General features: G+C 61.7%; 20 protein-coding genes and 4 pseudogenes. 15 read left to right on the top strand and 9 right to left on the bottom strand.

Annotated elements, in window-relative coordinates; translation table 11 throughout:
- Positions 1–61 precede the first annotated feature (61 nt).
- Positions 62–547, top strand: a complete 486-nt coding sequence (locus HK436_RS03675; RefSeq protein WP_244648500.1) for a hypothetical protein — start codon at positions 62–64, stop codon at positions 545–547.
- 8 nt (positions 548–555) lie between these two features.
- Here HK436_RS03675 and HK436_RS03670 read toward each other — a convergent pair whose 3' ends face one another.
- Positions 556–969, bottom strand: a complete 414-nt coding sequence (locus HK436_RS03670) for a MerR family transcriptional regulator (protein WP_173187413.1) — start codon at positions 967–969, stop codon at positions 556–558.
- A gap of 156 nt (positions 970–1,125) precedes the next feature.
- Here HK436_RS03670 and HK436_RS03665 point away from each other — a divergent pair, with 156 nt between their 5' ends.
- Both HK436_RS03665 and HK436_RS03660 read left to right on the top strand, forming a co-directional pair.
- On the top strand, positions 1,126–1,644 hold the full coding sequence (locus HK436_RS03665) for a copper chaperone PCu(A)C domain-containing protein (RefSeq protein WP_173187411.1): 519 nt from the start codon (positions 1,126–1,128) through the stop codon (positions 1,642–1,644).
- A 151-nt stretch (positions 1,645–1,795) separates the two neighbouring features.
- Positions 1,796–2,452, top strand: a complete 657-nt coding sequence (locus tag HK436_RS03660; RefSeq protein WP_173187410.1) for a transglutaminase-like cysteine peptidase — start codon at positions 1,796–1,798, stop codon at positions 2,450–2,452.
- Between the two features lie 215 nt (positions 2,453–2,667).
- Here the strand turns inward: HK436_RS03660 and HK436_RS03655 are convergent, their stop codons facing one another.
- Positions 2,668–2,847, bottom strand: coding sequence for a hypothetical protein (locus HK436_RS03655; RefSeq protein WP_173187408.1), 180 nt, complete (start codon positions 2,845–2,847; stop codon positions 2,668–2,670).
- A gap of 211 nt (positions 2,848–3,058) precedes the next feature.
- Between HK436_RS03655 and HK436_RS03650 the strand changes: the two are divergent.
- The 7 genes and pseudogenes from HK436_RS03650 (at position 3,059) to HK436_RS03620 (ending at position 8,506) form a co-directional block, all read left to right on the top strand.
- Positions 3,059–4,062, top strand: a pseudogene (locus HK436_RS03650) (L,D-transpeptidase family protein).
- Between the two features lie 12 nt (positions 4,063–4,074).
- A complete protein-coding gene (locus HK436_RS03645) occupies positions 4,075–4,401 on the top strand; it encodes a hypothetical protein (RefSeq protein WP_173187406.1) in 327 nt (108 codons plus the stop codon).
- Positions 4,402–4,520: 119 nt separating this feature from the next.
- Positions 4,521–5,266 (top strand): annotated as a pseudogene (locus HK436_RS03640) (L,D-transpeptidase).
- A gap of 70 nt (positions 5,267–5,336) precedes the next feature.
- Entirely contained in the window at positions 5,337–5,969 is a 633-nt protein-coding gene (locus HK436_RS03635) for a DsbA family protein (RefSeq protein WP_173187404.1), read from the top strand.
- A 14-nt stretch (positions 5,970–5,983) separates the two neighbouring features.
- Positions 5,984–6,853, top strand: a complete 870-nt coding sequence (locus tag HK436_RS03630; RefSeq protein WP_173187402.1) for a peptidylprolyl isomerase — start codon at positions 5,984–5,986, stop codon at positions 6,851–6,853.
- A gap of 34 nt (positions 6,854–6,887) precedes the next feature.
- Positions 6,888–7,451, top strand: coding sequence for a L,D-transpeptidase (locus HK436_RS03625; protein WP_173187400.1), 564 nt, complete (start codon positions 6,888–6,890; stop codon positions 7,449–7,451).
- 11 nt (positions 7,452–7,462) lie between these two features.
- Entirely contained in the window at positions 7,463–8,506 is a 1,044-nt protein-coding gene (locus tag HK436_RS03620; RefSeq protein ID WP_312860481.1) for a flavin-containing monooxygenase, read from the top strand.
- Between the two features lie 21 nt (positions 8,507–8,527).
- Here the strand turns inward: HK436_RS03620 and HK436_RS03615 are convergent, their stop codons facing one another.
- The 3 genes and pseudogenes from HK436_RS03615 to HK436_RS03605 form a co-directional block, all read right to left on the bottom strand.
- Positions 8,528–9,271, bottom strand: a complete 744-nt coding sequence (locus HK436_RS03615; protein WP_173187396.1) for a DsbA family protein — start codon at positions 9,269–9,271, stop codon at positions 8,528–8,530.
- Between the two features lie 15 nt (positions 9,272–9,286).
- On the bottom strand, positions 9,287–10,360 hold the full coding sequence (locus HK436_RS03610) for a cell wall hydrolase (protein WP_312860480.1): 1,074 nt from the start codon (positions 10,358–10,360) through the stop codon (positions 9,287–9,289).
- A gap of 560 nt (positions 10,361–10,920) precedes the next feature.
- Positions 10,921–12,272, bottom strand: a pseudogene (locus tag HK436_RS03605) (Nramp family divalent metal transporter).
- Between the two features lie 849 nt (positions 12,273–13,121).
- On the opposite strand from HK436_RS03605, the gene HK436_RS03600 reads away from it, so the two are divergent.
- The 4 genes from HK436_RS03600 to lnt all read left to right on the top strand — a co-directional run bounded on the left by HK436_RS03600 (position 13,122) and on the right by lnt (position 15,866).
- Positions 13,122–13,310: a PhnE/PtxC family ABC transporter permease gene (locus HK436_RS03600; protein WP_206680476.1), complete on the top strand. Its 189-nt coding sequence runs from the start codon at positions 13,122–13,124 to the stop codon at positions 13,308–13,310.
- 183 nt (positions 13,311–13,493) lie between these two features.
- Positions 13,494–14,222, top strand: coding sequence for a cytochrome c biogenesis CcdA family protein (locus HK436_RS03595; protein ID WP_173187394.1), 729 nt, complete (start codon positions 13,494–13,496; stop codon positions 14,220–14,222).
- Between the two features lie 19 nt (positions 14,223–14,241).
- Positions 14,242–15,234 carry an apolipoprotein N-acyltransferase gene (locus HK436_RS31045; protein WP_312860479.1) on the top strand — a complete coding sequence of 331 codons (993 nt, stop codon included), beginning with the start codon at positions 14,242–14,244 and terminating at the stop codon, positions 15,232–15,234.
- Entirely contained in the window at positions 15,228–15,866 is a 639-nt protein-coding gene (gene lnt, locus HK436_RS03585) for an apolipoprotein N-acyltransferase (RefSeq protein WP_244648757.1), read from the top strand. The genes HK436_RS31045 and lnt overlap by 7 nt, the downstream gene beginning before the upstream one ends.
- Here lnt and HK436_RS03580 read toward each other — a convergent pair.
- Positions 15,826–16,341: a transglutaminase-like cysteine peptidase gene (locus HK436_RS03580; protein ID WP_244648496.1), complete on the bottom strand. Its 516-nt coding sequence runs from the start codon at positions 16,339–16,341 to the stop codon at positions 15,826–15,828. The two genes, lnt and HK436_RS03580, sit on opposite strands and share 41 nt — an antisense overlap.
- Positions 16,342–16,519: 178 nt before the next feature.
- Here HK436_RS03580 and lspA point away from each other — a divergent pair, with 178 nt between their 5' ends.
- Positions 16,520–17,131, top strand: a complete 612-nt coding sequence (gene lspA, locus HK436_RS03575) for a signal peptidase II (protein ID WP_312860478.1) — start codon at positions 16,520–16,522, stop codon at positions 17,129–17,131.
- 155 nt (positions 17,132–17,286) lie between these two features.
- On the opposite strand, the gene HK436_RS03570 is transcribed toward lspA, so the two are convergent.
- From HK436_RS03570 to HK436_RS03560, 3 genes and pseudogenes are all read right to left on the bottom strand, one after another.
- The gene (locus HK436_RS03570) at positions 17,287–17,724 is read right to left on the bottom strand and encodes a CopG family transcriptional regulator (RefSeq protein ID WP_173187386.1); all 438 of its coding nucleotides are present in this window, start codon (positions 17,722–17,724) and stop codon (positions 17,287–17,289) included.
- Between the two features lie 3 nt (positions 17,725–17,727).
- Positions 17,728–19,773, bottom strand: a complete 2,046-nt coding sequence (locus tag HK436_RS03565) for a conjugal transfer protein TraG (RefSeq protein WP_173187384.1) — start codon at positions 19,771–19,773, stop codon at positions 17,728–17,730.
- Positions 19,774–19,920: 147 nt separating this feature from the next.
- Positions 19,921–21,659, bottom strand: a pseudogene (locus HK436_RS03560) (relaxase/mobilization nuclease domain-containing protein).
- Positions 21,660–21,824 lie beyond the last annotated feature (165 nt).

Raw genomic sequence — 21,824 nt, 5'->3', positions numbered from 1 at the left:
CCCAAGTGCGAAAACGAAGGACAGCCGCGCCGGCTGCGTGGGACATGAGATGAGACCGCGCTTGACAGTACCTGCTTTCGGAGCTGCCTTATGGCTTGCTGGCGCGGGTCATGCCCTGGCGAGCCCGCCGACCGGCGTGTTTCTCTGGTATCCAGAGCAGGGCACGCCAACATCGCAGGACTGCGACGACGTCGTCGCGCGCGTTGGACCGTCGCTGGAAAAGGCCGAAGCCTGGCTCTGGGGCCGCGCACCCTTCGGGTCGGAGCTTGAGTTCTATCTCTTCCTTTCAGAGGACCGGATGGAAACCACGTTCTCCGCGGAAGGGGACTACGATACGGGGACATTGCGCCTTGGTCCTACGGTCGGCGACGAAACGACGTTCGAGCTGGTGCCGGAGGATCACCCGACGATCACCATATCCGGCTCGATCGTGGCGCCAAAGGACAGCGTGACCATCACCATCATCCTTCGCAACGTGCCCTCGACAAACGGCCCTGCCGACAGGGTAGCGCACTATTGCCGCTTCGACGAACAGACCGAGGTCTGAGCAGGCCTTCAGTGCTCGTTCGAGCACAGTTCGTGGTTAGCCAAAGACTGGATGACGTAGCAGTCCTTGATCTGATCGCCGTGGCATCGAGTTGCGATGCGTTCGAGTTCGCGCTCAAGGGGCCTGAGCTTTGCAATCTTCTCGCGGACAATCTGCAGTTGGCGCACCGCGATGCTGTCGGCATCCGCGCATGGCCGCTCCGGATGCTCGCTCAGCTCAAGCAGTTCACGAATGGCCCCGATCGTGAACCCGAGGTCGCGGGCGTGCTTGATGAAGGACAGCCGTTCACGTTCGCTGGGCTCGTAACGCCGTTGATTGCCGCCCGACCGGCCCGGTGCCACCAACAGGCCCTTTTGCTCATAATAGCGGATGGTCGGAACTTTCACCCCGGTGACGCGCGACAACTCTCCGATCGTCAGCATGATTACCTCCAGCTCCTATAGATATTGGCGGAGGAACAGCGGTCGTGCAACAGTGCGGAATTGCCGCATCCAGATGGCGGGCCCGGTTCACAGCCTTGCCCGATTCATCACGGACGTTCACGGCCAATAGTCGTGGAGGGGACATAAGCAATGTACATGGCGACTTCTTGCCGACTTCCGATCGCTCTTGTTGCGTTCGTTCTGCTCGCCGCGTCGGCAGCGGCCTCCGAGCGGACGCTTGACCACGCCAATCCCCCTCGGACGCTGACGGTCGAACATGCCGAGATACTGATCGATGATCGCGATGGCTCCCCAGCGAGAGGTTTCCTAACGATCTGGAACGGCACGGATACGCACGCCTATCTCGCTGCGGTGAGAAGCGAAACTTTTGCAAGCAGCACGATCATGCGTACTCCATTCAACTCCGACGATGACGCGGCTGAGCCGGCCAGCGGCCCGCTTGTAATTCCAGCACATGCCGAACTGCAGATGCGCAAAGGCGGCATCCACCTACTACTTGCCGATCCCGCGTCTGCAATCGAGCTATCGGAGAGCGAACGCCTGATGCTGATCTTCGATGATGGCCGGGAAGTGGAGGTGTCAGCCCATCTCGTGCAGACATCAGATCTTCTGACAAACCACCGGCACGGCGAGGCTGATCGTGCCGCTAACTAGCTCTCTGCAAGCGCTCGATCCTGGTAAATGAAGGATTTCGAAATCCGTTGCGATTTGCGCCGAGTTTGAATCGAATACAAACCACTGATTTTCTTCGATTTTGAGGTTTCTGGGCTAGGCTTCTTCCCATCACTTCGGGGAGAGTCAAATAATGAAAAAGCTTTGGATGAGCGCGCTCGCGCTCTTGGTCTTCTGCACGTCGGCCTTGGCGAGTGCGTCCGAGTTCAACCCGTCGCAGCCATTCAACGCTCGCAACATGGCGACGTTCGGCGCGACCTCGATTCCGGTCGGGTATTACGAGTATTGCCTTCGCTACAGGCAGCGGTGCGCCAGAGGGCCGGAGGGAACGATGATCCAGCTCACGCGGGCGAGCTGGAGCGATATCGTAAGCGTCAACGCGGAGGTCAATACCGCGGTCATTGCGATGACCGACATGGAAATCTACGGCGTCGAAGAGCGGTGGGAGTATCCGACAACCGTTGGCGACTGCGAAGACTATGCGCTGCTGAAGCGCCAACGGCTGAACGAGATGGGCTACCCGCTCGGCGCGTTGCTGCTGACGACCGCTCTCGATGCCAAGGGCGGCGGGCACGCGGTGCTGTCCGTGGTCACGGATCTCGGCGACTTCATCCTCGACAATCTGGAGCAGCGAGTGCTCCTGTGGAGTGACGCCAGGATCTACTTCCTGAAGCGTCAGTCCCAGCGTGACCTGAACCAGTGGGTCAGCCTGGTGGATGAGGATGATCTCCTGATATCCTCGGGCAACAACCAGGCTCCCTCCACGGCTGCGGCAAGGGTGAGAAGATAGACGGCGGTGCCTCCGTAGATCATCTCCATGGTGTTGTGACCGACACCGAAGCACACGAGACTGAAAATCGTGGAGAGCACGACATAGGCTGCGGCACCGGCAACCAGAAAACACCCTAGACGTATGAACATAGGTGGACCGGCAATAGGAGAAATGCCGGTCCACTCTTTCATTGTCGGCTGCCCGATGCCACTCAACCCTATGTGACCATTCCGTTATTCGGGTTGGCTGTCTACCTGAGCCGGGCGCATCTCGGTCACGATATGGCCGAAGCTGGCGAAGAACACAGCGCCGACAAAGCCTACAAGCAGGAGCACGACAAACAGGTTCTTGCGCGCTCTCTTGCGACCAAGGCCCCGTGAGTCTTCCAGGGTCATCTGCTCCAGCGAATTCATCGCACCCTCGTTCCAAAGTCTCTGACAAGGCGTCTCGGCCTCACTTGCGTTCTTCATATCGACTCCACCCCGAGCACGGATAGTCGGACGAACTGCGGTTCTTTGCCGCTCGCAAATATGTTAGGGGCAACATCTTCTTAACTATGATAGCCCCAAACTTACGGCTCGATCCCGAGGGCGGATCGGCGCAAAGGATCATGAAAGCGCGAACATGTTGCAAGCGTTAAGGATAGGCGTGGTGGGTTTGCTTGCCCTTTTGGTGAGCGGATGCGTGTCGACGGTCCTCGAGGTCGACAACAAGGCGTCACAGCCCATCCCTGCTGCCCTCCTTGCCGAAATGTCGCGCAAAACCATGTCGCCAGCCGCGCCGATCCTCGTGCGGATCTTCAAGCAGGAAAGCGAGCTCGAGATCTGGAAGCGCGACCGCAGCGGCCAGTTCGCCCTGCTCAAGACCTATCCGATGTGCCGCTGGTCCGGAAAGCTCGGTCCCAAGACCCGAGAGGGCGACCGCCAGGCCCCCGAGGGGTTCTACCACGTAAGCGCCGGCATGCTGAACCCGAACTCGCAATACTATCTCTCCTTCAATCTCGGCTATCCGAACCGCCTCGAGGCGGCCCTCGGCTACACAGGCGAAGCGCTCATGGTGCATGGCGCGTGTTCGTCGTCGGGATGTTTCGCCCTGACGGACGAGGGCGTGGCCGAGATCTACGCCGTGGCCCGCGAGGCCCTCAGGGGCGGTCAGCCCGCTTTCCAGGTGCAGGCATTTCCATTTCGCATGACCGCCCAGAACATGGCGAAGCATCGCGACGACCCGAACTTTTCTTTCTGGGCCGACCTGAAGCGCGGCTACGATATCTTCGAGGTCACCCGCCGCCAGCCCAGGGTCTCCCACTGCGGCCGGCGCTACGTCTTCGACATGGAGTTCCAAGGAGGGGAGCCGCGCGATCCTCTTGCGGCATGTCCGCCGGCGGTGAATGGCGACGACCCCTTGTCGCCCGCCGGGCAGAATCCGATCTTCTCGCGATGCAAAGCCTGCTGGAAAGCGGCACGGCACGCAGCGCACATGCCTACATCGATGGCGGAATGCACCCCAGTTTTCGTAGTCTTCTGGAGCGTTCCGGCGAGCAAACACTGGCCAAAAGAACGTCGCTGACCTCCGTACCTGTCAGTCGGCCATCAGCGGCGCTCGGAGACCCACATTCGCCCAAGGAATAGAACGACAGCACGATGATCCGATTCCTCGCGTTCCTCTTGGCTTTCATGGTCGCCGTCCATTTGGCGGCGCCTACAGCCGTGGCCGCGAATACGCCGATTCAGGAGTTTGCGGCCACCGCGATGATGGCTGGCGGCAGCGGTTCCGAACTGCCGAGCGAGAGCAACGACGATGCGTTGCCCCTTTCGCCGCACGCCACCACAAAGTGCCACGACCAGTGCGCCGGATTCACAGTCTGGCTTTCACCCCACGCTGCCAGCGCGGGCCTGCTGTCGATCCACGGCAGAGAGCAGGACCTGTCGTTCACCTTCATTCCCATCATCGTCCCTCCGCCCCAATAACGTCGAACAGGCGAAACGGCCGGTAGGAGATCGAGTTTCTTCGGGCGCAGCCCTGAAGAAGGCGGCTCCGATCCAGACGGTCGCAATTCGTCCTCACCAATTGCTTTCTGCGGGAAGCAATGGACCACGACCGTATTGGGAGCGAAGCATTGACATTCACACCATCACGCACAGGCCTGACCAGGCGGCAAGTCCTGACCCTCGCCGCATCTTCGGCGGCATCCTTGACGCTCGCTGGCTGCACGACCACCGATATCCAGCCCGTCACTGTGGCGCCTGAAACCCCGAGGATCGATCCCTCCTTCGTTTCCATGTATCGGGCGATGCCGGAAGAGGATTTCCCGATCCCCGCAGTGGACCTAAAAGGGTCGACCGGCAGTTCTACCGCCAGTTCGTCGACGACCCCACCGGCGAACGTCCCGGAACCGTCGTCGTCGATACGCAGTCCTTTTTCCTCTATCTCGTTCTGCCCGACGGCAAGGCGATGAGATACGGCGTCGGCCTCGGGCGGGCGGGGTTCACCTGGTCCGGTGAGGGGGTCATCCAGTGGAAGCGACCCTGGCCAGTCTGGACTCCACCGGCGGAGATGATCGCGCGCCAGCCCGAGCTTGAAGAGTTCAGCGCCGAGAACGGGGGACAGCCGCCTGGGCTCGACAACCCTCTCGGCGCACGAGCGCTCTACATCTTCCAGAACGGTCAGGACACGCTCTATCGGCTGCACGGCTCACCTGAGTACTGGACCATAGGGCGCGCGGTGTCGAGCGGCTGCGTCCGTCTGATCAACCAGGACATCATCGACCTCTACGATCGTGTCTCGATCCCCTCGCCGATCATCGTGCGAAGCGGTCCGAGAGCGATCGCCTGACGACAAAGATAGCGCTTGCTCCTCCAGGGGCTAGAGCTTGCAAAGTAGAATCTCACTTAAGGAAACGACCATGAAACGACGCAACGTTCTATACGGACTGTCCGCTCTCGGAGCGGCAGCCGCCTTTCCACGTCTCACGCTTGCCCAACCCACTCCCGAAGAGCTGCTCGCGCCGGGAGCGCTCACGGAAAAGAGCTTCGGTCCGGAAGACGCTCCGGTCACCGTGATCGAATACGCGTCGCTGACCTGCGGCCACTGCCGCAACTTCCATATGAATGTCTGGCCCGCCTTCAAGGAGAAGTATGTCGACACAGGCAAGGTGCGCTTCATCATGCGCGAGTTCCCGTTCGATCCGCGCTCTTCAGCAGGATTCATGCTGGCCAGGTGCGCCGGCGACGACAAGTGGTACGCTACCATCGACCTGCTCTACCGGACCCAGGACAACTGGGCGCGGTCGTCCGACGGCTCAGGCTCGCTAAGGACGGTCATGGGCATGACCGGGATGGACGAGGCTGCCTTCGAGGCGTGTCTTCAGAATCAGGAACTTCTCGAGCAGGTAAATTCCGTCGCTGAGACGGGCAAGTCCTTCGGCGTCGATTCAACCCCCACGTTCTTCGTCAACGGCGAAATGTACAAGGGCGTACTGAGCATCGACCGCTTCAGCGAAATCGTCGATCCGCTGATCGCGGCGAGCGGCCAGTAAGGGGAGGGCGCAAGATGGGAACTCGCTCTCTCGCTTCCGGGCTCAGAGTCCAAGGGTTCGTTGCCGTTGCGATGATGGTAGCGATGCTGCCACCGCTGGCTCACGGCCAGGAGGCCGAAGTCGTTGCGCGCGTGAACGGCCAGGAAATCACGGTCGCCGATCTCGCAATCGCCGAAGAAATGTATGGACCTCAGCTCGGCCAGATGCCGGAAGACGCCAAGCGTTCCGTTCTCGTGAACGCTCTCATCGAGCTGCGCATCGTGGCCGACGCTGCGCGCGAGGCAAATGTCACGGAGCAGGACGCATTCAAGCGTCAGCTGGCGTTCTTCGAGGCCCAGACGCTTCGATCCGTGTTCATCGAGCAGCGCGTGGCCGAAGCCGTGACGGACGCGGCGATAAGGGCTGCCTATGACGGTCAGGTCGCCAGCGTTCCGCCGGTCATGGAAAGAAAGTTGCGGCATATCCTTGTGCGGACCGAAGGCGAAGCGCTGCACATAATTCGTGGGCTGGGGGAGGGGCAGTCCTTCGCAGATCTTGCACAACAGCACTCCATCGATCCGGTTTCCAAAGAGAAAGGTGGCGATCTCGGATTTATCGCTGAGGGTGGAACCGTGCCGGAAGTCGAGGATGCCGCAGCCCAACTTGAGCCGGGCGAGTTCACTCAAACGCCGGTCGCGACTGCCTTCGGCTTCCATGTCGTGATGCTGGAAGAAGCGCGCAATAGGCCGCCTCCTCCCTTCGAGACTGTCGAACCGCAGATCCGGCAAGCGCTCGAGTCTGCTGAAGAGCAACGGCTTCTCGCGGGGCTACGCGCCGCCGCCCAGGTCGAAAAGCTCGTTCCCGACGTCACGCCACCGCAGGCAGACGACGGGCACGATCACTGAACGCGCGCTTCGGCAACTATTGAGGGGCTTTATCATGATTGATCGCAGATCGTTCGCAACAGGGCTAATCGCAGCCGTTTCGGCAGTCCACTTGCCTACCTCGGCTCTCGCTAATAGGAGAGTAAAGCTCGACCCGCGCTTTCTTCCCCAAACCGTCGTCTCACCATACGCTCAGCCGGCCGGTACGATCGTGGTCGCTCCACGGGACCGATTCCTGTATTTGATCGAGGGCAGAGGTGCGGCACGACGCTACGGGATCGGCGTAGGCAAGGCAGGTCTCGCATTTTCCGGCTCGGCCATCATCGAACGCAAGGCAAAGTGGCCGGCCTGGCGGCCGACCGCCAACATGATCAGACGCGATCCCGCAAAGTACGCGAGATACGCGGATGGCGTTCCTGGGGGACCGGGCAATCCGCTAGGTTCGCGCGCGCTCTATCTCTACCGCGACGGACGCGACACATACTACCGCATCCATGGCACCACCGAGCCATGGACGATCGGTCAGGCCGTGTCGAACGGGTGCATCCGCATGGTGAACGAGCATGTGGAAGAGCTCTACGAACGTGTGCCGCTCGGCTCCCGAGTCGTGGTGGTCTGATGGAAAAATCGGTGCTGGTCATTGGCGCCGGGCAGGCGGGTCTCGCGGCTGCTTTCCACCTGACCCGGGCCGGCACCGACTACTCCATTGTGGATGCGAACCGGCGCGTCGGTGATAACTGGCGAGCGCGCTATGACGCTCTGACCCTATTCACCCCGCGCCAGTTCAGTGCGCTGCCCGGGCTGGAGCTTGCGGGAAATCGCGAGGGCTACTCCGACCGGGACGAGTTCGCGGACTATCTGGAAGCCTATGCTTCGCGCCTGAGGCTGCCGGTAGAAACCGGAAAGCGATTAGTCCGCCTTTGCAGACGCGACGATGGAAGTTTCGAGGCGACCTTTGAGGACGGCGGAAAGCGACAAGCGAGCGAGGTCATCGTGACGACTGGAGCCTTTCAGGTTCCATCGGTTCCGACAGTCGCCGGAAAGTTCGGCAGCGATGTCCTCCACCTGACGACCGACATCTTTCGCAATGCACGACAGTTGCCGGACGGCCCCGTGCTCGTCGCAGGAGATGGTGCGAGCGGCCGCGACATCGCGGTCGAGTGCCGTCAGGCTCAACCGGTGATCCTGGCGACCGGAAAGCCCCGAAAGTTGCTGCCCGAGCGCATCCTTGGAAAGTCGATCTGGTGGTGGCTTCATCTTACCGGCGCGTTGACGGCATCGCCGGATTCCTGGCTAGGCAGGAGAGTCAGGGCAACTGACGCCTTCCCTGACCGCGACCGCAGCCTCGAAAGCCTGAAAAGAAAGGACATACGAATCGCGCCCCGGCTCGTGGATGCAGACGAGACAACAGCACAGTTCGCGAACGGAAGCTCGGCCGAGGTCCGAACCGTCATCTGGACGGTCGGCTACCGCGACGACAGTTCCTGGCTCGACGTTCCGCTTGCGACGAACGATGACGGCACCTTCCGCCACGTAGCCGGAGTTTCGCCGGTCAAGGGCCTCTATTTCGTCGGGCGGCCTTGGCAGCGAAACAGGGCTTCGGCGCTGATCATGGGAGCTGGACCCGACTCCGAGCTCATCGTCCAGCGGCTTCTGGCCGATCGCGAGTCCTGACGACCGCGGCGGGTCGATCGGTCACTCACGGACCGACCGGACAGCCTCGGCCAGAGGCTCCTTGCCGACGGCCCCTTCGATAATCCGATCGCCGACGACGAAGGAGGGCGTGCCCGTCAACCCGAGGCGTTGGGCGAGCGCCAGGTTCGAGGATATGATTGCCTCGATTTCGGGAGATGCCATCTCGGCTTCAACACGCGCGCGATCGAGGCCCATTTCCTCCACCAGCGACAAGGCCCGGCCCGCGTTGGCCTGACCCTGCATACCCATCAGCCGCGCATGGAGATCGCGGGCGCTCTCGTCGTCACCCAGCCGCTTCACGGCGAGCGCAACTTTTGCCGCCTCGACGGATCCAGGCCCCAGGATAGGAAAGTCCTTCAGGACGATGCGCAACTGTGAATCCTCGGCCTTCAACGCCTGCAGGTCGGGAAAAGCCCTCTTGCAGTAGCCGCAGTTGAAGTCGAAGAACTCGACGAGCGTCACATCGCCATCAGGATTGCCCAGAATTAAATCGGCATCGTTCCGCAGCAGGGCGTCCTGCTCGGCGCGAATCGTTTCCGCTCTGGCCTCCTCCTGTGCCCTGCGCGAACGGTTCTCGAGCTCGATCAGCGCTTCCTCTATGATCTCGGGGTTCTCGAGGATGTACTCGCGGATGATCTTCTCGACCCCCGAGCGATCCAGCGTCTCTGCCATCGCCGCCGGGGTCGCCATAAGGAGAATGGAGAAGGCTCGGACCAGCAAGATGCGCGACATAGTGATGCTCATCGGCTCCTCAACACGCTAGCTCCAGCCGCCGCCATAGGTTCTATAGAAAATGTGCTTGCCGATCTGCGTCATCCGCTCCATCGACTGAGCCCATTTCGGATGGACATAGGTGGCGTTGTAGTGCGTCGAAGACGCCACCTCCGGCAGGAAAATCTTACCCGCGGTGACGGCAAGCGCAACATCCTTTGCAAGCCGGTATGCCCTACGATCCGAAATCACCTCAGGGGCTCCGTCGCACGCGAACGAGAACTGGCACCTGTTGAGCATGTGCTGGTTCTGATAGACTACATCGCAGACGGTGTCCGGATAGGCCGGGTTCCTGACCCGGTTCAGAATAACCTGGGCGACCGCTGCCTGCCCTCTCAATTCCTCGCCGCGAGCCTCGAAATAGATTCCGGTCGCCAGGCACTTCTGTTCGGCGGCGGTGAAGACAATCTTCGGCAGCGGCACCGTCATCCACGAATGGTCACCCTCCGCCATGGGCGGAACGAAACGGCCGCCGGCGCCCGAATTGCCAAGCAGTGCATCGAAGGGTCCTGACGATCGATGGTACGGATCACTAGGAGCGTAAGCCGTTGCAAGAATATCCGCACGGTCGTTGTTCACGAGATCAGCCAGGATCGGGGGCACGCCCTCGAGCCGATGACTATCTGCGCGGTGGAGGGTCGCCATCGCGTTCACGACATCGGAATCTGCTTCGGGCAGGAAGCCGCGCAAGCCAGCCGGAGCGTCAAGGCGATTCGAGAACAAGGCAGTGGCCAGCCCTGTTCGATCAAGGCCGCCGTCGGAGGCAGTTTCGGGAAGCCTTGCCGCTTTTGCCGAACTGGTATTCTGACCTGACGCGCGCGCGCCTCGCAACGCGTCATCGGAGAAGTCTCCGCTCCAGCTTGCGGACGGCCCGCTCGCAAACCTCTCAGCCCCGCTTGCCAAACCAACCCTGAGCTTTCGCAGATGGGAACAAGCATCCTCACCTGGAACGCCGCCGCGCTGCACGAGAACGGTGCCGGTTGCCAGCTCGGAACGCATGTCCTGGATGGCTGTCGGCGACGCGAATCCGAAGGTCAGCCAGCTTGCAAAAAGGGTTGCCACGATCCGACCTCGCCGGGCAGCGGATCTGGATTTCGAGCTCTGACTTTGCTTCGACGACAACGACCGATCTCCTGAGGGGCCTCGGAAGCAAAAATGAATTGTTAACCTTGATGATCGGTTAAGACGCAGCACACGGGGCATCTGTTTGAGAGATAATCGGTCGGCTTGTCCGCTATAAACCGACCTGAACGGCTGGGGGCGCGGCCGATTGTCCGATCATCATGGGGCAGGGGCTTCAGCCCTATTCTCACCCCTTAGAACTCGCGGGTGCAACTACGCGCGACAATTCCTATTGTGCGACTTTCGCAGGTTTCGGGTAGACTGTCCTAGACCACTGCGCACATGAGGATCTGCTGGCGCTCGTCATTTATTGATGCGGATTTTGCGTAGATTTTCCGATAATCAGCCTTTCGGGCGGCATGTCGTGTCAACAGGGTTCTTCCAGGCGGCTTTTGTTGCCTGATAGGGTTTTCGCCTGACGAGACGTTTCACCAGGCCGCAGATCTCGTGAATTCTCCAATGGTCCCGGGCCTCTGACTGCGGTCAAAATGCGCAAGCGGCTACCATCCCATCACGGCCACGGACCAGAGCAGGTTGATGTTCAGCGCGATGATGGTGACGGCGATCAGCGCGCAGAGCGCGGTCAGCCACAGCGGGGCGACCATGTCGCCCATCTTGGCCTTGCTGGCGGTGAACATGACCAGCGGCACGATGGCGAAAGGCAACTGGAAGCTCAGCACGACCTGGCTGAGGATGAGCAACTGGCCGGTGCCTGAACTCCCCATATCAAGATCACGATGACCGCCGGGACGATCGCGATCGAGCGTGTGACGAGCCGGCGCAGCACTGGACTGATACGGAAATTGATGAAGCCTTCCATGACGATCTGGCCAGCCATTGTGGCGGTCACGGTGGCGTTTAGGCCGGAGCACAGCAGTGCGATGCCGAACATGATCGGTGCGATCGAACCGCCGAGCAGCGGCGCCAGCAGCGCATGGGCCTGATCGATCTCGACAATCTCGGTGTTGCCGCTCGCGTGAAAGGTTGCCGCAGCGAGGATCAGGATAGAAGCGTTGATGGTCAGGGCGAACATCAGCGCGATGGTCGAATCCCAGGTCGCCATACGCAGCGCCTCGAACCTTCGTGCCGGCGTCGTCTCCCAGTTGCGCGTCTGCACGATGCCGGAGTGCAGGTAGAGATTGTGGGGCATCACGGTGGCGCCGATGATGCCCAGTGCGATGTAGAGCATCTCCGGATTGGTCACGATATCGGTCGAGGGCGCGAAGCCTGCGATCACACCTGCCCAGTCTGGATCGGCCATGGCGATCTGCACGAAGAAGCAGGCGGTTATGACCGCCAGAAGCGTAATGACAAATGCTTCCACCCAGCGGAAGCCGCGGTTCTGCAGCCACAGGATCAGAAACACGTCGGCGGCGGTGATGAAGACGCCGATTTCGAGTGGGATACCGAACAACAGGTTGAGACCGATTGCCACGCCGATGACCTCGGCGAGGTCGGTGGCGATGATCGCGGCCTCCGCGAAAATCCATAGCGGCCACGACACCCATGACCGATAGGCATCCCGGCAGGCCTGCGCTAGGTCGCGCCCGGACGCGATGGCGAGGCGCGCGCACAGCGATTGCAGCAGGATCGCCATTACGTTGGACAGCAGCGCCACGAACAGGAGCGTGTAGCCGAACTTGGCGCCGCCGGCGAGCGAAGTCGCCCAGTTGCCAGGGTCCATATAGCCGACCGCGACCAGATAGCCAGGGCCGACGAAGGCGAGAAACCTTCGGAACACCGTGCTGCCACGCGGCACGACGATCGAGCCAAAGACTTCGGAGAGTGACGGCGTCGGGCTGGTGCGACGCCAGCCATTGTGGCCAGCCACGGACAACGAGGGTTTCAGAATCCAAGGATGGAGAAGACATATGGCTGTCTGTTGCGAATGATTTTCAATTGCAAGATAGACATATCGCTGACAGTCGTCAATGCGTTTGTCATGGCAGGTTGCAATAAGGTCTCACGCGTTGGCAAAGTTGCTTTGATGATCGGATTGCGAAAAGAGCTGCCCCCGCTTCAGCATTGTGGCTTGTCGGGTACCGTAACCCTTGGTGCGACCAAGGCTCGATGAACGTGAGGGGACGTATGATTGACAAAATCTTTGCGCCCATGCGCTCAATGGCAGGGGTGAGCAGTTCTAGGTCGTCACTAGCAACGACTCAGCCGAATACCGCGCGCGGCATCCGGCATTTTCATTCTGCTGAAATCGCAACTGCGTTAAATCGATATGGGTGCGACTGAAGACGATCCGACACAGTTGATTCAGCTGGAACTTTCACGCTGAGTGCATGCGGTTGGCCTGATGCCGACTTTCCTATGCACGGTTACGGCAACGCGCGCGACGGCGCCTACGACACGCCCACCCGTCTCTGGAACCGCTTCACCGCTCCCCTACTTCCATGACGCTCGCTGCCGACGCCCGCAAGCGTGATGACTGGTTCGACAGCCGATACCGGCTTGCTCCAACGGAAGGCGAGCGCGCAGACCTCACGGCCTATCCGGAGGCCGCTGGCAATGCCGACGAGCCCTATCGGAAGTTCGAGGGACCGGGGTCGGTATTCCACTTCGCCTGGGAGGAACTGACGACGTTCGCCTGCACGTTGAAAAAGCTGTTCAATGGCCGACGCCGAGATCACCTCTGCCTAGCTGGCGGGCCAGGGGGCGTGTTGGCGCTTGGACACAGATCGCGCCCGAAATCGTGCGACACGCTTTCCGCTTCGAGATGAACCTGCGGGAGTCCCTCATCCTCGGCCTCGTCGGCGCCGGCGGAATCGGCTTCTACATCCAGACCTATGTCCGCACCTTCCAGTACGAAAAGGTCGCCACACTGACGATCGTCGTCGTGATCGAACTTGCCAACAACGCGATCCGCACGCTGCTACGATAGAGGCGAGATAGAAGGTTTACGCGACGAACGAAGGCTGAGTGCCCGCGCTCCGGCCTCGATCGATCGGCGCGGCGCAATGTCACGCAGGACGAGCCTCGATCCGGCCTTGAACCTCATGTTGCTAGAGCATGTATGGGCGCTACGTTCGTCCACACCGAATCCGACGAAGGAAGAGGACCTGAAATGACGATCGACGTCTCGGCAGTCGGTCTCGCAACGGCGGTCGTGGCCGGCGCGATCTCGTTCGTCTCGCCCTGTGTCCTGCCTCTGGTGCCGGGCTATCTCTCGTTCGTTTCCAGCGGCGTGAATCCACAGTCGGCGCAACTCGGCGACCGGTTGCGGATCGTCTGGTCGGCGATGTTCTTTATCGCGGGGTTCACGACTATCTTCGTCATTCTCGGGTTGGGCGCGCAGTTCCTCGGCGGCCTGCTACTTCGCTATAGCTTTGAAGCCAACCTCGTGGGCGGCGGCCTGCTGGTCCTGTTCGGCCTGATGATGACCGGCCTCATCAGGCTTCCCTTCCTCATGCAGGATTACCGCGTAGAAGGACCACAAGTCGTATCCGGCCCCGCTGGCGCATACACTCTTGGCCTCGCCTTTGCCTTCGGCTGGACGCCATGCATCGGGCCGGTTCTGGGCTCGATCCTGACGTTGACCGCGGTGTCGTCCGGAAGCGGAGCGGTCCTCCTCGCCGCCTACAGCCTCGGCCTCGGTATCCCGTTTCTGGTCGTCGCGCTCGCGTTCGGGAAAGTTGCCGGCTTCATGAAAAGGGCGCGCTACGCCGGCCATGTTCTAAACGTCACCGCCGGCGCGATCATGATCACGATGGGCTTGCTGATGATGACGGGCCGCATGACGCTGATCGCGTTCTGGCTTCTGGAGCGGTTTCCAGGACTTGCCTATGTCGGCTGAGTAGAATGACGGACCGGGGGTGATCGGACCGGAACGCAGCCTTGGCCGGATAACCTATCCGTGGTCGGGACTCGCCGTGTCGCTCCCGGTCTGCGCGTTGATGGGCGCCCTCACAGCTCTAGCTTTTGCTCCGTACTTCGTTCTCCCGCTTGTGCTAGTCGGCTTTGCCGCCTTCGCTCTGTTCATCCGTCACTGCGGCGGGTCGGGTGCCGCCTTGCTGATCGGCTGGGGCTTTGGCATCGGCCAGTTCCTGGTCGGCCTGCGGTGGATTTCCGAGAGCTTTTTCGTCGACGCGGTTCGGTTCGGGGCACTCGCCTGGCCGGCGGTGTTGGGCCTTTCCGGCTTCCTCGCCCTGTTCCCGGCATTTGCCGCAGCTGCGACGCGCTATCTTGGTGGACGCGGACCGATCGCCTTTCTCATGTTTCCGGGATTCTGGACGCTTGCCGAAATGGCGCGCGGCGTCCTCTTCACCGGCTTTCCTTGGAACCTGACAGGGTATGTCTGGGGCTTCAGCGACGCGACGCTTCAGCCTATGTCGGCGATCGGCGTTCACGGAGTTGGCTTCGTCACCGTGATGATATGTATGGTTCCTCTAGCGCTTGCAGAACGATATCGTCTCCGACCATGGGCCTTCGCAGTGACGATACTCGTTGTGCCTATGATCGGGGCAGGGTTCTTCTGGGCTTTCGGAGCGGTTCGGCTTGCAAACGCCGAAACCGCCGGCGATGCTGGTCCCTGGATTCGTGTCGTTCAGCCGAACATCCCGCAGGATCAAAAATGGGATCCAGACGCGGCAACGCGGCACCTTCGGAAGCTGCATGACCTCAGTACGTCGGCCGCTCCCGAGCGGTCACGGGTCGTCATATGGCCGGAAACAGCATATCCGTATCTCTATTCCGACGATGTCAGCTTTCCGGAAGCTCTACTCGGGAGCATTCCCGAGGATGGTTTGCTGCTGTTCGGCGCGGTACGAGCTTCCCCGGGGAAACAGCTGAAGTTGGGGGACTGCTGAACAGCCTGCTCGCCGTCGATCATACGGGCAAGGTCGTTGCTGACTACGACAAGATCAGGCTGGTGCCCTTCGGCGAGTTCACGCCCCTCAAAGGCTTCCCCGGGATCGCCAAGCTCACAGCAGGCGATATCGACTACGTGCCGGGTTCGGACAGCTCACCATTGACTCTTCCGGCACTGCCACCTTTTCGGGTGCTGATTTGCTATGAGGCGATTTTCCCGTCGCCGAAGGTCAATGAGGAGCGATGGCTGCTCAACGTCACGAACGACGCCTGGTTCGGCCTTTCGGCGGGACCCTACCAGCATTTCCTATCAGCAAGGGTCCGCTCAATCGAAGCGGGCCTCCCTATGATCCGCACCGCGAACAGCGGGATCAGCGCGGTCGTGGATGGCTATGGCCGAATTCAGCAGATGCTACCATTGGCGGCCGAAGGCGTTTTCGACACGTCCCTACCCAGCCCCATTCCGCAGCGTACGCTGTACAGTAAGCTCGGCGATATGCCTACTTTGATTGTTGTGGGCATCTTGATCGCCGTTGGCATGACTTTCCGAAGAAAGAGTCAAGCCCGGCGAGATGAGCTCAAGCAGATCCTTAGTGGAGCGAACCCACGAGAGGCGCATCGCCTTCCCTGATCGTAACCCATCGGCCCGAATGCGTGGTCGACTGCCGCTTTAGATAAAGGTATTGTGTTTCGTCCCAGTTCAGAATCGCATCGGTAAGGTTGTCGAGGATCACGTCGCCGCTGTTGGTTCGTACGGTTAGCACCGCATGGCCTTCGCCATTGGGCCGCTTAAGCACCGTCAAGAGAAGATTCGAGGTCGACACGCCTTCCGTGAGCAGGATGCGGCGTTTCGCCAGCGCGTAATCCTCGCAATCTCCGGCGTCGACCGGATACGTCCAGTATTCGTCGACTCCGTAAAGCTCAAGGTCGCTTTTCGGCTTCACTGCCCGATTGATCTTGACGGTAAGCCTCTCCAGGCGTGCCAACAGTTCCTCGGACATAGTTAACGGATTGATGTCACGAGACCTGACCGAGCACTCTGCCGGCTTCCGCTTGCAGAACTCATAGTGACCGATCGGTTGCGATGTGAGACCGCCGGTAATCATCGGTGAAGGGTGCGCCTGGGCTGCGGAAGTCCAGCCAAGCGTTGACAGTGCGATAGCGAAGGTCGCCAGCGACCGACACAATGCCCCCATCGGAGCCCCCACCTAATCGGTTAAACTTCGTTACTAAACGCCTAACGGCAATAGGCCGTGAGGTCCATTGCATCACCGTAACATTCTCGTGAGTGCGCGCCTCGTGCCGATTTCTGTTTTTCAACAGACACCTTCAGCCGCCCTCTTGAAGCTCAGCCAGCTAGAGGTGCGAGCGATATGTGGTCTGCAAACCACGGGGCAGCTAGCGATGATGCGAGGCACCAACACAACGCGCATTCTGGTTGGTTTAATCTGCATCCTTTCGGCATTCGCTATCGATCAATTTACGAAGACTGTCATCGTCGAGATAATAATGCAGCCGCCTCGTGTAATCTACGTCACGCCATTTTTGAATATAATCCTTAGTTATAATGAAGGAATCAGCTTTGGACTTTTCTCGGGCGTTTTCAGGGACTGGTCCGCGTTACTGATCTGGATGGCTCTGGCTCTGGCGATTGTGTTACTGATATGGATGATCTTTTCTCATAGCTTCGTCACGACGGCGGCGCTCGGCCTTATGGCAGGGGGCGCGCTTGGCAACATCTACGACCGCGTCCAGCGGGGTAAAGTGACGGATTTCATCGATCTCCATGCCGGCTCATGGCATTGGCCGACATTCAACATCGCAGACGTGGCAATTGTAGGTGGAGCCATCATCCTTATCCTCTGTTCTCTTCGGTTCACTTCGTCGCCAAACTAGCAAATTCGAGATCGGCGGAAACGGTTCAGGCAGCGACGCGATGAATACCGGGAAAGGTGTGAGATCGTCGGTTTAAGTGCATATCCTCGCGACGAACTCGCCCTGCTGACACGGGAAGCTTAGCGGCTTGGAGCCGTGCATTGACCGCAAGTCGGCTATAAGTCGTCGGGAATTTCCTGCCTAAGGTTTGGCCCCTTGGCAAGCCGGCGACCGAGTGCTTCAAGAAATCTGTCGTAACGCTCACCGCCTTTGGCCTGGGAGGCCGCCTGGACAGCTTCCGGCATTGTCGCCGTGGAGGTCAGCCAGGAGCGCATGAATATGGCGAAGGCTTCGTTAGCGATGCCGATGTCGCGTTCGAGGCGCTGAATGTTGCGGTCGATTCGATCGAGGCGCTTCGCGATGGCGGCCTCCTGCCGCTCGTCGGCATCGGGCGAGAGGAAGGAGGCGATGGCGGCTTCCGCGATCAGGGAGCGGGACTGCTCGCGACGATCGGCGAAGTCGGCCAGCAGGCGCATCAACTCGGCGCCGAGATAGACGGAAAGCCGCTTCTTCCGATCAGGGCGCTCGCGCTGTTCACGGGGCGGCTCGTGCATGGGTCACAGATCCATGTTGTCGCCAGGGTCCATCGAGACCTGGCGGGCGACGAGCCGCATGTTGCGCACGAGCATGCGATTGGTGGCGGCATCGCTGTCGGGCTCGTCAATGTCGGGCTCGAACTCGTTGGCGGGCGGCTTGGGCTGTTCCGGCGCGATGTCCTTGTGGGGCTCAAGGCCGGGCTCGCGACGCAGGCCGGCATTCGCCGGGTCGTCGTCGGGCCTGGTTGCCGAGGGTGACTCCGCCGCGCCGTTCGCGGCCGGCGCGGCAGCAGCGGCATTGCCTAGCATCGGGACCGCGCCTGTGGTCACAGTCGGGGCCGGGTTCAGCGCCGACCAATCATCCGGTTGCGGAACGAGGCCGGCACGAGGATCGGCCGGAACGGGAAGCAGGCGCTCCGTGAGGCGGGCATCCTCGTAGTAGCGCGCCTTCTTCGCGCGGATCGGCGCGATGCCGGCGACCATGACGATCTCGTCGTCCGGCGGAAGCTGCATCACCTCGCCGGGGGTGAGCAGCGGCCGTGCGGCCTCGGAGCGCGAGACCATGAGATGACCGAGCCAGGGAGCCAGTCTGTGTCCCGCGTAGTTCTGCATGGCGCGCATCTCGGTGGCGGTGCCGAGGGCGTCCGACACGCGCTTGGCGGTGCGCTCGTCGTTGGTCGCGAAGCTGACGCGGACATGGCAGTTGTCGAGGATGGAGTTGTTGGCGCCGTAAGCCTTTTCAATCTGGTTGAGGCTCTGCGCGATCAGGAACGCCTTGATGCCGTAGCCGGCCATGAAGGCGAGCGCGGATTCAAAGAAGTCGAGCCGGCCGAGCGCGGGAAACTCGTCGAGCATCAGAAGAAGGCGGTGGCGGCGGCCCTTCGCGTGAAGCTCCTCGGTAAGCCGGCGGCCGATCTGGTTGAGGACCAGGCGGACGAGCGGCTTGGTGCGGGAAATGTCGGAGGGCGGGACGACGAGATAGAGCGTTGTCGGCCGCTCGCCGGACACGACGTCGGCAATGCGCCAGTCGCAGCGGGCGGTGACGGCCGCGACGATGGGATCGCGATAGAGGCCGAGGAAGGACATAGCGGTGGACAGCACGCCGGAGCGCTCGTTGTCCGATTTGTTGAGCAGCTCGCGCGCGGCACTGGCGATGACGGGATGCGGTCCCTTCTCGCCGAGATGCGGCGTCGTCATCATCGCCGCAAGGGTCGTCTCGATCGGGCGGCGGGGATCGGAGAGGAAACCGGCGACGCCGGCGAGCGTCTTGTCCTTCTCGGCATAGAGGACATGGAGGATGGCGCCGACCAGCAGTGAGTGACTGGTCTTCTCCCAATGGTTCCTCTTCTCAAGCGAGCCCTCCGGGTCGACCAGCACGTCGGCGACGTTCTGTACATCCCTGACCTCCCACTCACCTTTCCTGACTTCGAGCAACGGATTATAGGCGGCGGACTGCGCATTGGTGGGGTCAAAGAGCAAGACGCGACCGAAGCGGGCGCGCAGGCCGGCTGTCAGATCCCAGTTCTCGCCCTTGATGTCGTGGACGATCGCGGAGCCCGGCCAGGTGAGAAGGGTCGGCACCACCAACCCGACGCCTTTGCCGGAGCGTGTCGGGGCGAAGCACAGGACATGCTCGGCGCCGTCATGACGGAGATAGTCGCGGTCAAGCTTGCCGAGCACCACGCCATCGTCGCCGAGCAGGCCTGCGACAGCAATCTCCTTGCGCTCGGCCCAGCGGGCAGAGCCGAAGGTGCGAACATCCTTGGCCTCGCGCGCGCGGTAGATCGACATGAGGATGGCGGCCGCGATGGCGAGGAGCCCGCCGGAGGCGGCGATACCGGCGCCCTCGTAGAAGATCGTCGGCGCATAGGCGTCGTAGAAATACCACCACCAAATGAACGCGGGCGGCGGATAGACCGGCAGGCCGCCCAGCTCGAACCACGGATTGCCGAGCTGCGCCTGAAAGCCGAGCCGCCATGCCGTCCATTGCGTCGCGCCCCAGACCGCGACCAGCACGATCGAGAACACCACAATGATCTGGCCCCACATGACACGGCTGGTGGACAAGGCGGCAATCTCCTTATGTTCGATGCGGCACGTCGCAGAAGGACATGCTGCGCGCGGGATTCAATGCCGCATGGCCGGTGGCTCGAAGCCGATCGAACTGCTCGCGGAAAATACTTGCGGGATGCGGTGCACATTCGCGGTTGCCGGTCATAGCCCCAGCCCCCGCTTTCGGCCGAACGACCAATCGACGCCGCCACCGGCGCGGGCGACGCCGGAGATGTGCTGGCCGATGTGCTTCTCGACCGATGGCGTCCAGGGCACGAGCTTGAAGCCGAGCCCGTCGTCGATCATGGCGAAGCGGCCGGAGGCGAGCGCGAAGCGCTGCCGATAGGTGCCGGCGACATATTCGCCGTCCGCCGCCTTCTGGAACGGCGTGCCGGTCTCGGCCGCGAGCTTCTGGCCGAGCGCGTCCAGCTCGCGCTCGCGCAGGGTGTTGAGGAGATTGCGGGCAAAGACGATGCGCTGGCCTTCGCGCCGGGCGAAGCCCTCGGCGACGAGATGGTCGGCGCGGGCGTCCATCGCTTGCTTCACCTCCAGGCCGAAGCCGCCGCCGCCAAGATCGACGGGATCGCGGGAGACGAGCTGTCGATCGAGCCAGGTCGAGCCGGTCGCCGTGGTCTGCGCCTCGATGGACAGGTCCGCTCGGACGGCGAGCGCCGTGCGGGTCCGGCCGCCGGCATCCTCATAGCGGCGCAGCTCGACGATGGAGCCGGGCGCGGAATCGCCGGCCGCGTCGAGATTGTGGAAGCGGATGTGATGGGTGCGCCCGTCGATGCCGTCGATCACGGCATAGGCGCTGCCGCGCAGCTCGTCATCAGGCCGCGTTCGACCAGCCTGCCGATGATGGGATCGGCGTTGACCTCGCCGGCGATGACGTAATCGGTCAGGCCGCGATCTATGCCGCATTCGGTGAGCGCACGGTGCATCCGCTTGATGATGTCGCCGCGCTCGCCCAGCTCGCGCAACGTGGCTTCGGCTTCATCGGCGATGATCCATCGGCCGGGACCGATGGTCTCCGCGAGGCCGAGGCGTTCGAGATGACGAAGCCTGCCGACCTTCAGCGTCACATATTCGTCTGGCTGCCTGTCGGGTGACGGCGCCACGTCGATGACGCCGTGCTTGTTGGCGTCGCGGGCAAGCTGGCGGTCGAGCTGGGTCCAGCGCTCGGCCTCGACTTGGGCGGCCAGCGTGCGGCGAATGTCGAGATCGGTGCGCGGGCCGAGTTCCTGGGTGATGAGGTCCTGCGCACGGTTGCGCATCCCCTCTTTGATATAGTCGCGGGCGATCACGAGGTCGTTGCCGTCATCGGCGCGACCGCGCAGGATGACGTGGACATGGGGATGCTTGGTGTTCCAGTGATCGACAGCCACCCAGTCGAGCTTCGTGCCGAGATCCTTTTCCACCTGAACCATCAGATCGCGAGTGAAGGTCTTGATGTCTGACATTTCCGTAGTGTCGTCGGGCGAGACGATGAAGCGGAAATGGTGCCGGTCGTCCTCGCAGCGTTCCGCAAAATCCTTCACGTCGGCGTCGTCGGTCTCCGGGCCGAACATGCGCGCCTTCTCGCCGTCGCGGGTCACGCCGTCGCGGCGCAGATAGTTGAGGTGGGCTGTGAGCGGCGCGGAGCGCGTCGTGTGCCTGACCACGCGGGTCTTGATGACCGCGCCGCGCGAGCGGCTGGAGATGAGGCGGTTTGCGCGCACACTCGCGACGCGGCCACGTCCGAAGCGTGAGCCGTTGCCCGAGGTGATCCGGCCGGAGCGGGAGATACGGCCGCCGGCCTTCTGCGCGGCGGCAAGCGCCTGGGCGACGAAGGGCTTCGCCCGCTGCGCCCGGCTCGAACGGATACGGCCCGGCCGGACGCGGAAATCGTCGTCCCGGCTCATGGCCGTTTCCGCCGCGATGTGCGGTTTCCGCTGAAATCGCACACGAATACCTTGGCGCGCACCTCGCGCGCCTGATCCGCGATGTGCGCGGAAATCCAAAAAGCGCAAGCGAAACAACACCCCAACCGAGCGGCGATGTGCCGCTTTTTATCCCGCCCTCCTTCG

Origin of the sequence: Neoaquamicrobium sediminum (assembly GCF_013240295.1) — a bacterium.
GTDB lineage: Bacteria > Pseudomonadota > Alphaproteobacteria > Rhizobiales > Rhizobiaceae > Aerobium > Aerobium sediminum.
This window is presented reverse-complemented; position numbering and strand designations above follow the sequence as displayed.

Coding starts and splice junctions, on each gene's coding strand:
- HK436_RS03670 (WP_173187413.1), bottom strand. CDS start 969: ATGCTGACGATCGGAGAGTTGTCGCGCGTCACCGGGGTGAAAGTTCCG.
- HK436_RS03665 (WP_173187411.1), top strand. CDS start 1,126: ATGGCGACTTCTTGCCGACTTCCGATCGCTCTTGTTGCGTTCGTTCTG.
- HK436_RS03660 (WP_173187410.1), top strand. CDS start 1,796: ATGAAAAAGCTTTGGATGAGCGCGCTCGCGCTCTTGGTCTTCTGCACG.
- HK436_RS03655 (WP_173187408.1), bottom strand. CDS start 2,847: ATGAATTCGCTGGAGCAGATGACCCTGGAAGACTCACGGGGCCTTGGT.
- HK436_RS03645 (WP_173187406.1), top strand. CDS start 4,075: ATGATCCGATTCCTCGCGTTCCTCTTGGCTTTCATGGTCGCCGTCCAT.
- HK436_RS03635 (WP_173187404.1), top strand. CDS start 5,337: ATGAAACGACGCAACGTTCTATACGGACTGTCCGCTCTCGGAGCGGCA.
- HK436_RS03630 (WP_173187402.1), top strand. CDS start 5,984: ATGGGAACTCGCTCTCTCGCTTCCGGGCTCAGAGTCCAAGGGTTCGTT.
- HK436_RS03625 (WP_173187400.1), top strand. CDS start 6,888: ATGATTGATCGCAGATCGTTCGCAACAGGGCTAATCGCAGCCGTTTCG.
- HK436_RS03615 (WP_173187396.1), bottom strand. CDS start 9,271: ATGAGCATCACTATGTCGCGCATCTTGCTGGTCCGAGCCTTCTCCATT.
- HK436_RS03595 (WP_173187394.1), top strand. CDS start 13,494: ATGACGATCGACGTCTCGGCAGTCGGTCTCGCAACGGCGGTCGTGGCC.
- HK436_RS03580 (WP_244648496.1), bottom strand. CDS start 16,341: ATGATTACCGGCGGTCTCACATCGCAACCGATCGGTCACTATGAGTTC.
- HK436_RS03570 (WP_173187386.1), bottom strand. CDS start 17,724: ATGCACGAGCCGCCCCGTGAACAGCGCGAGCGCCCTGATCGGAAGAAG.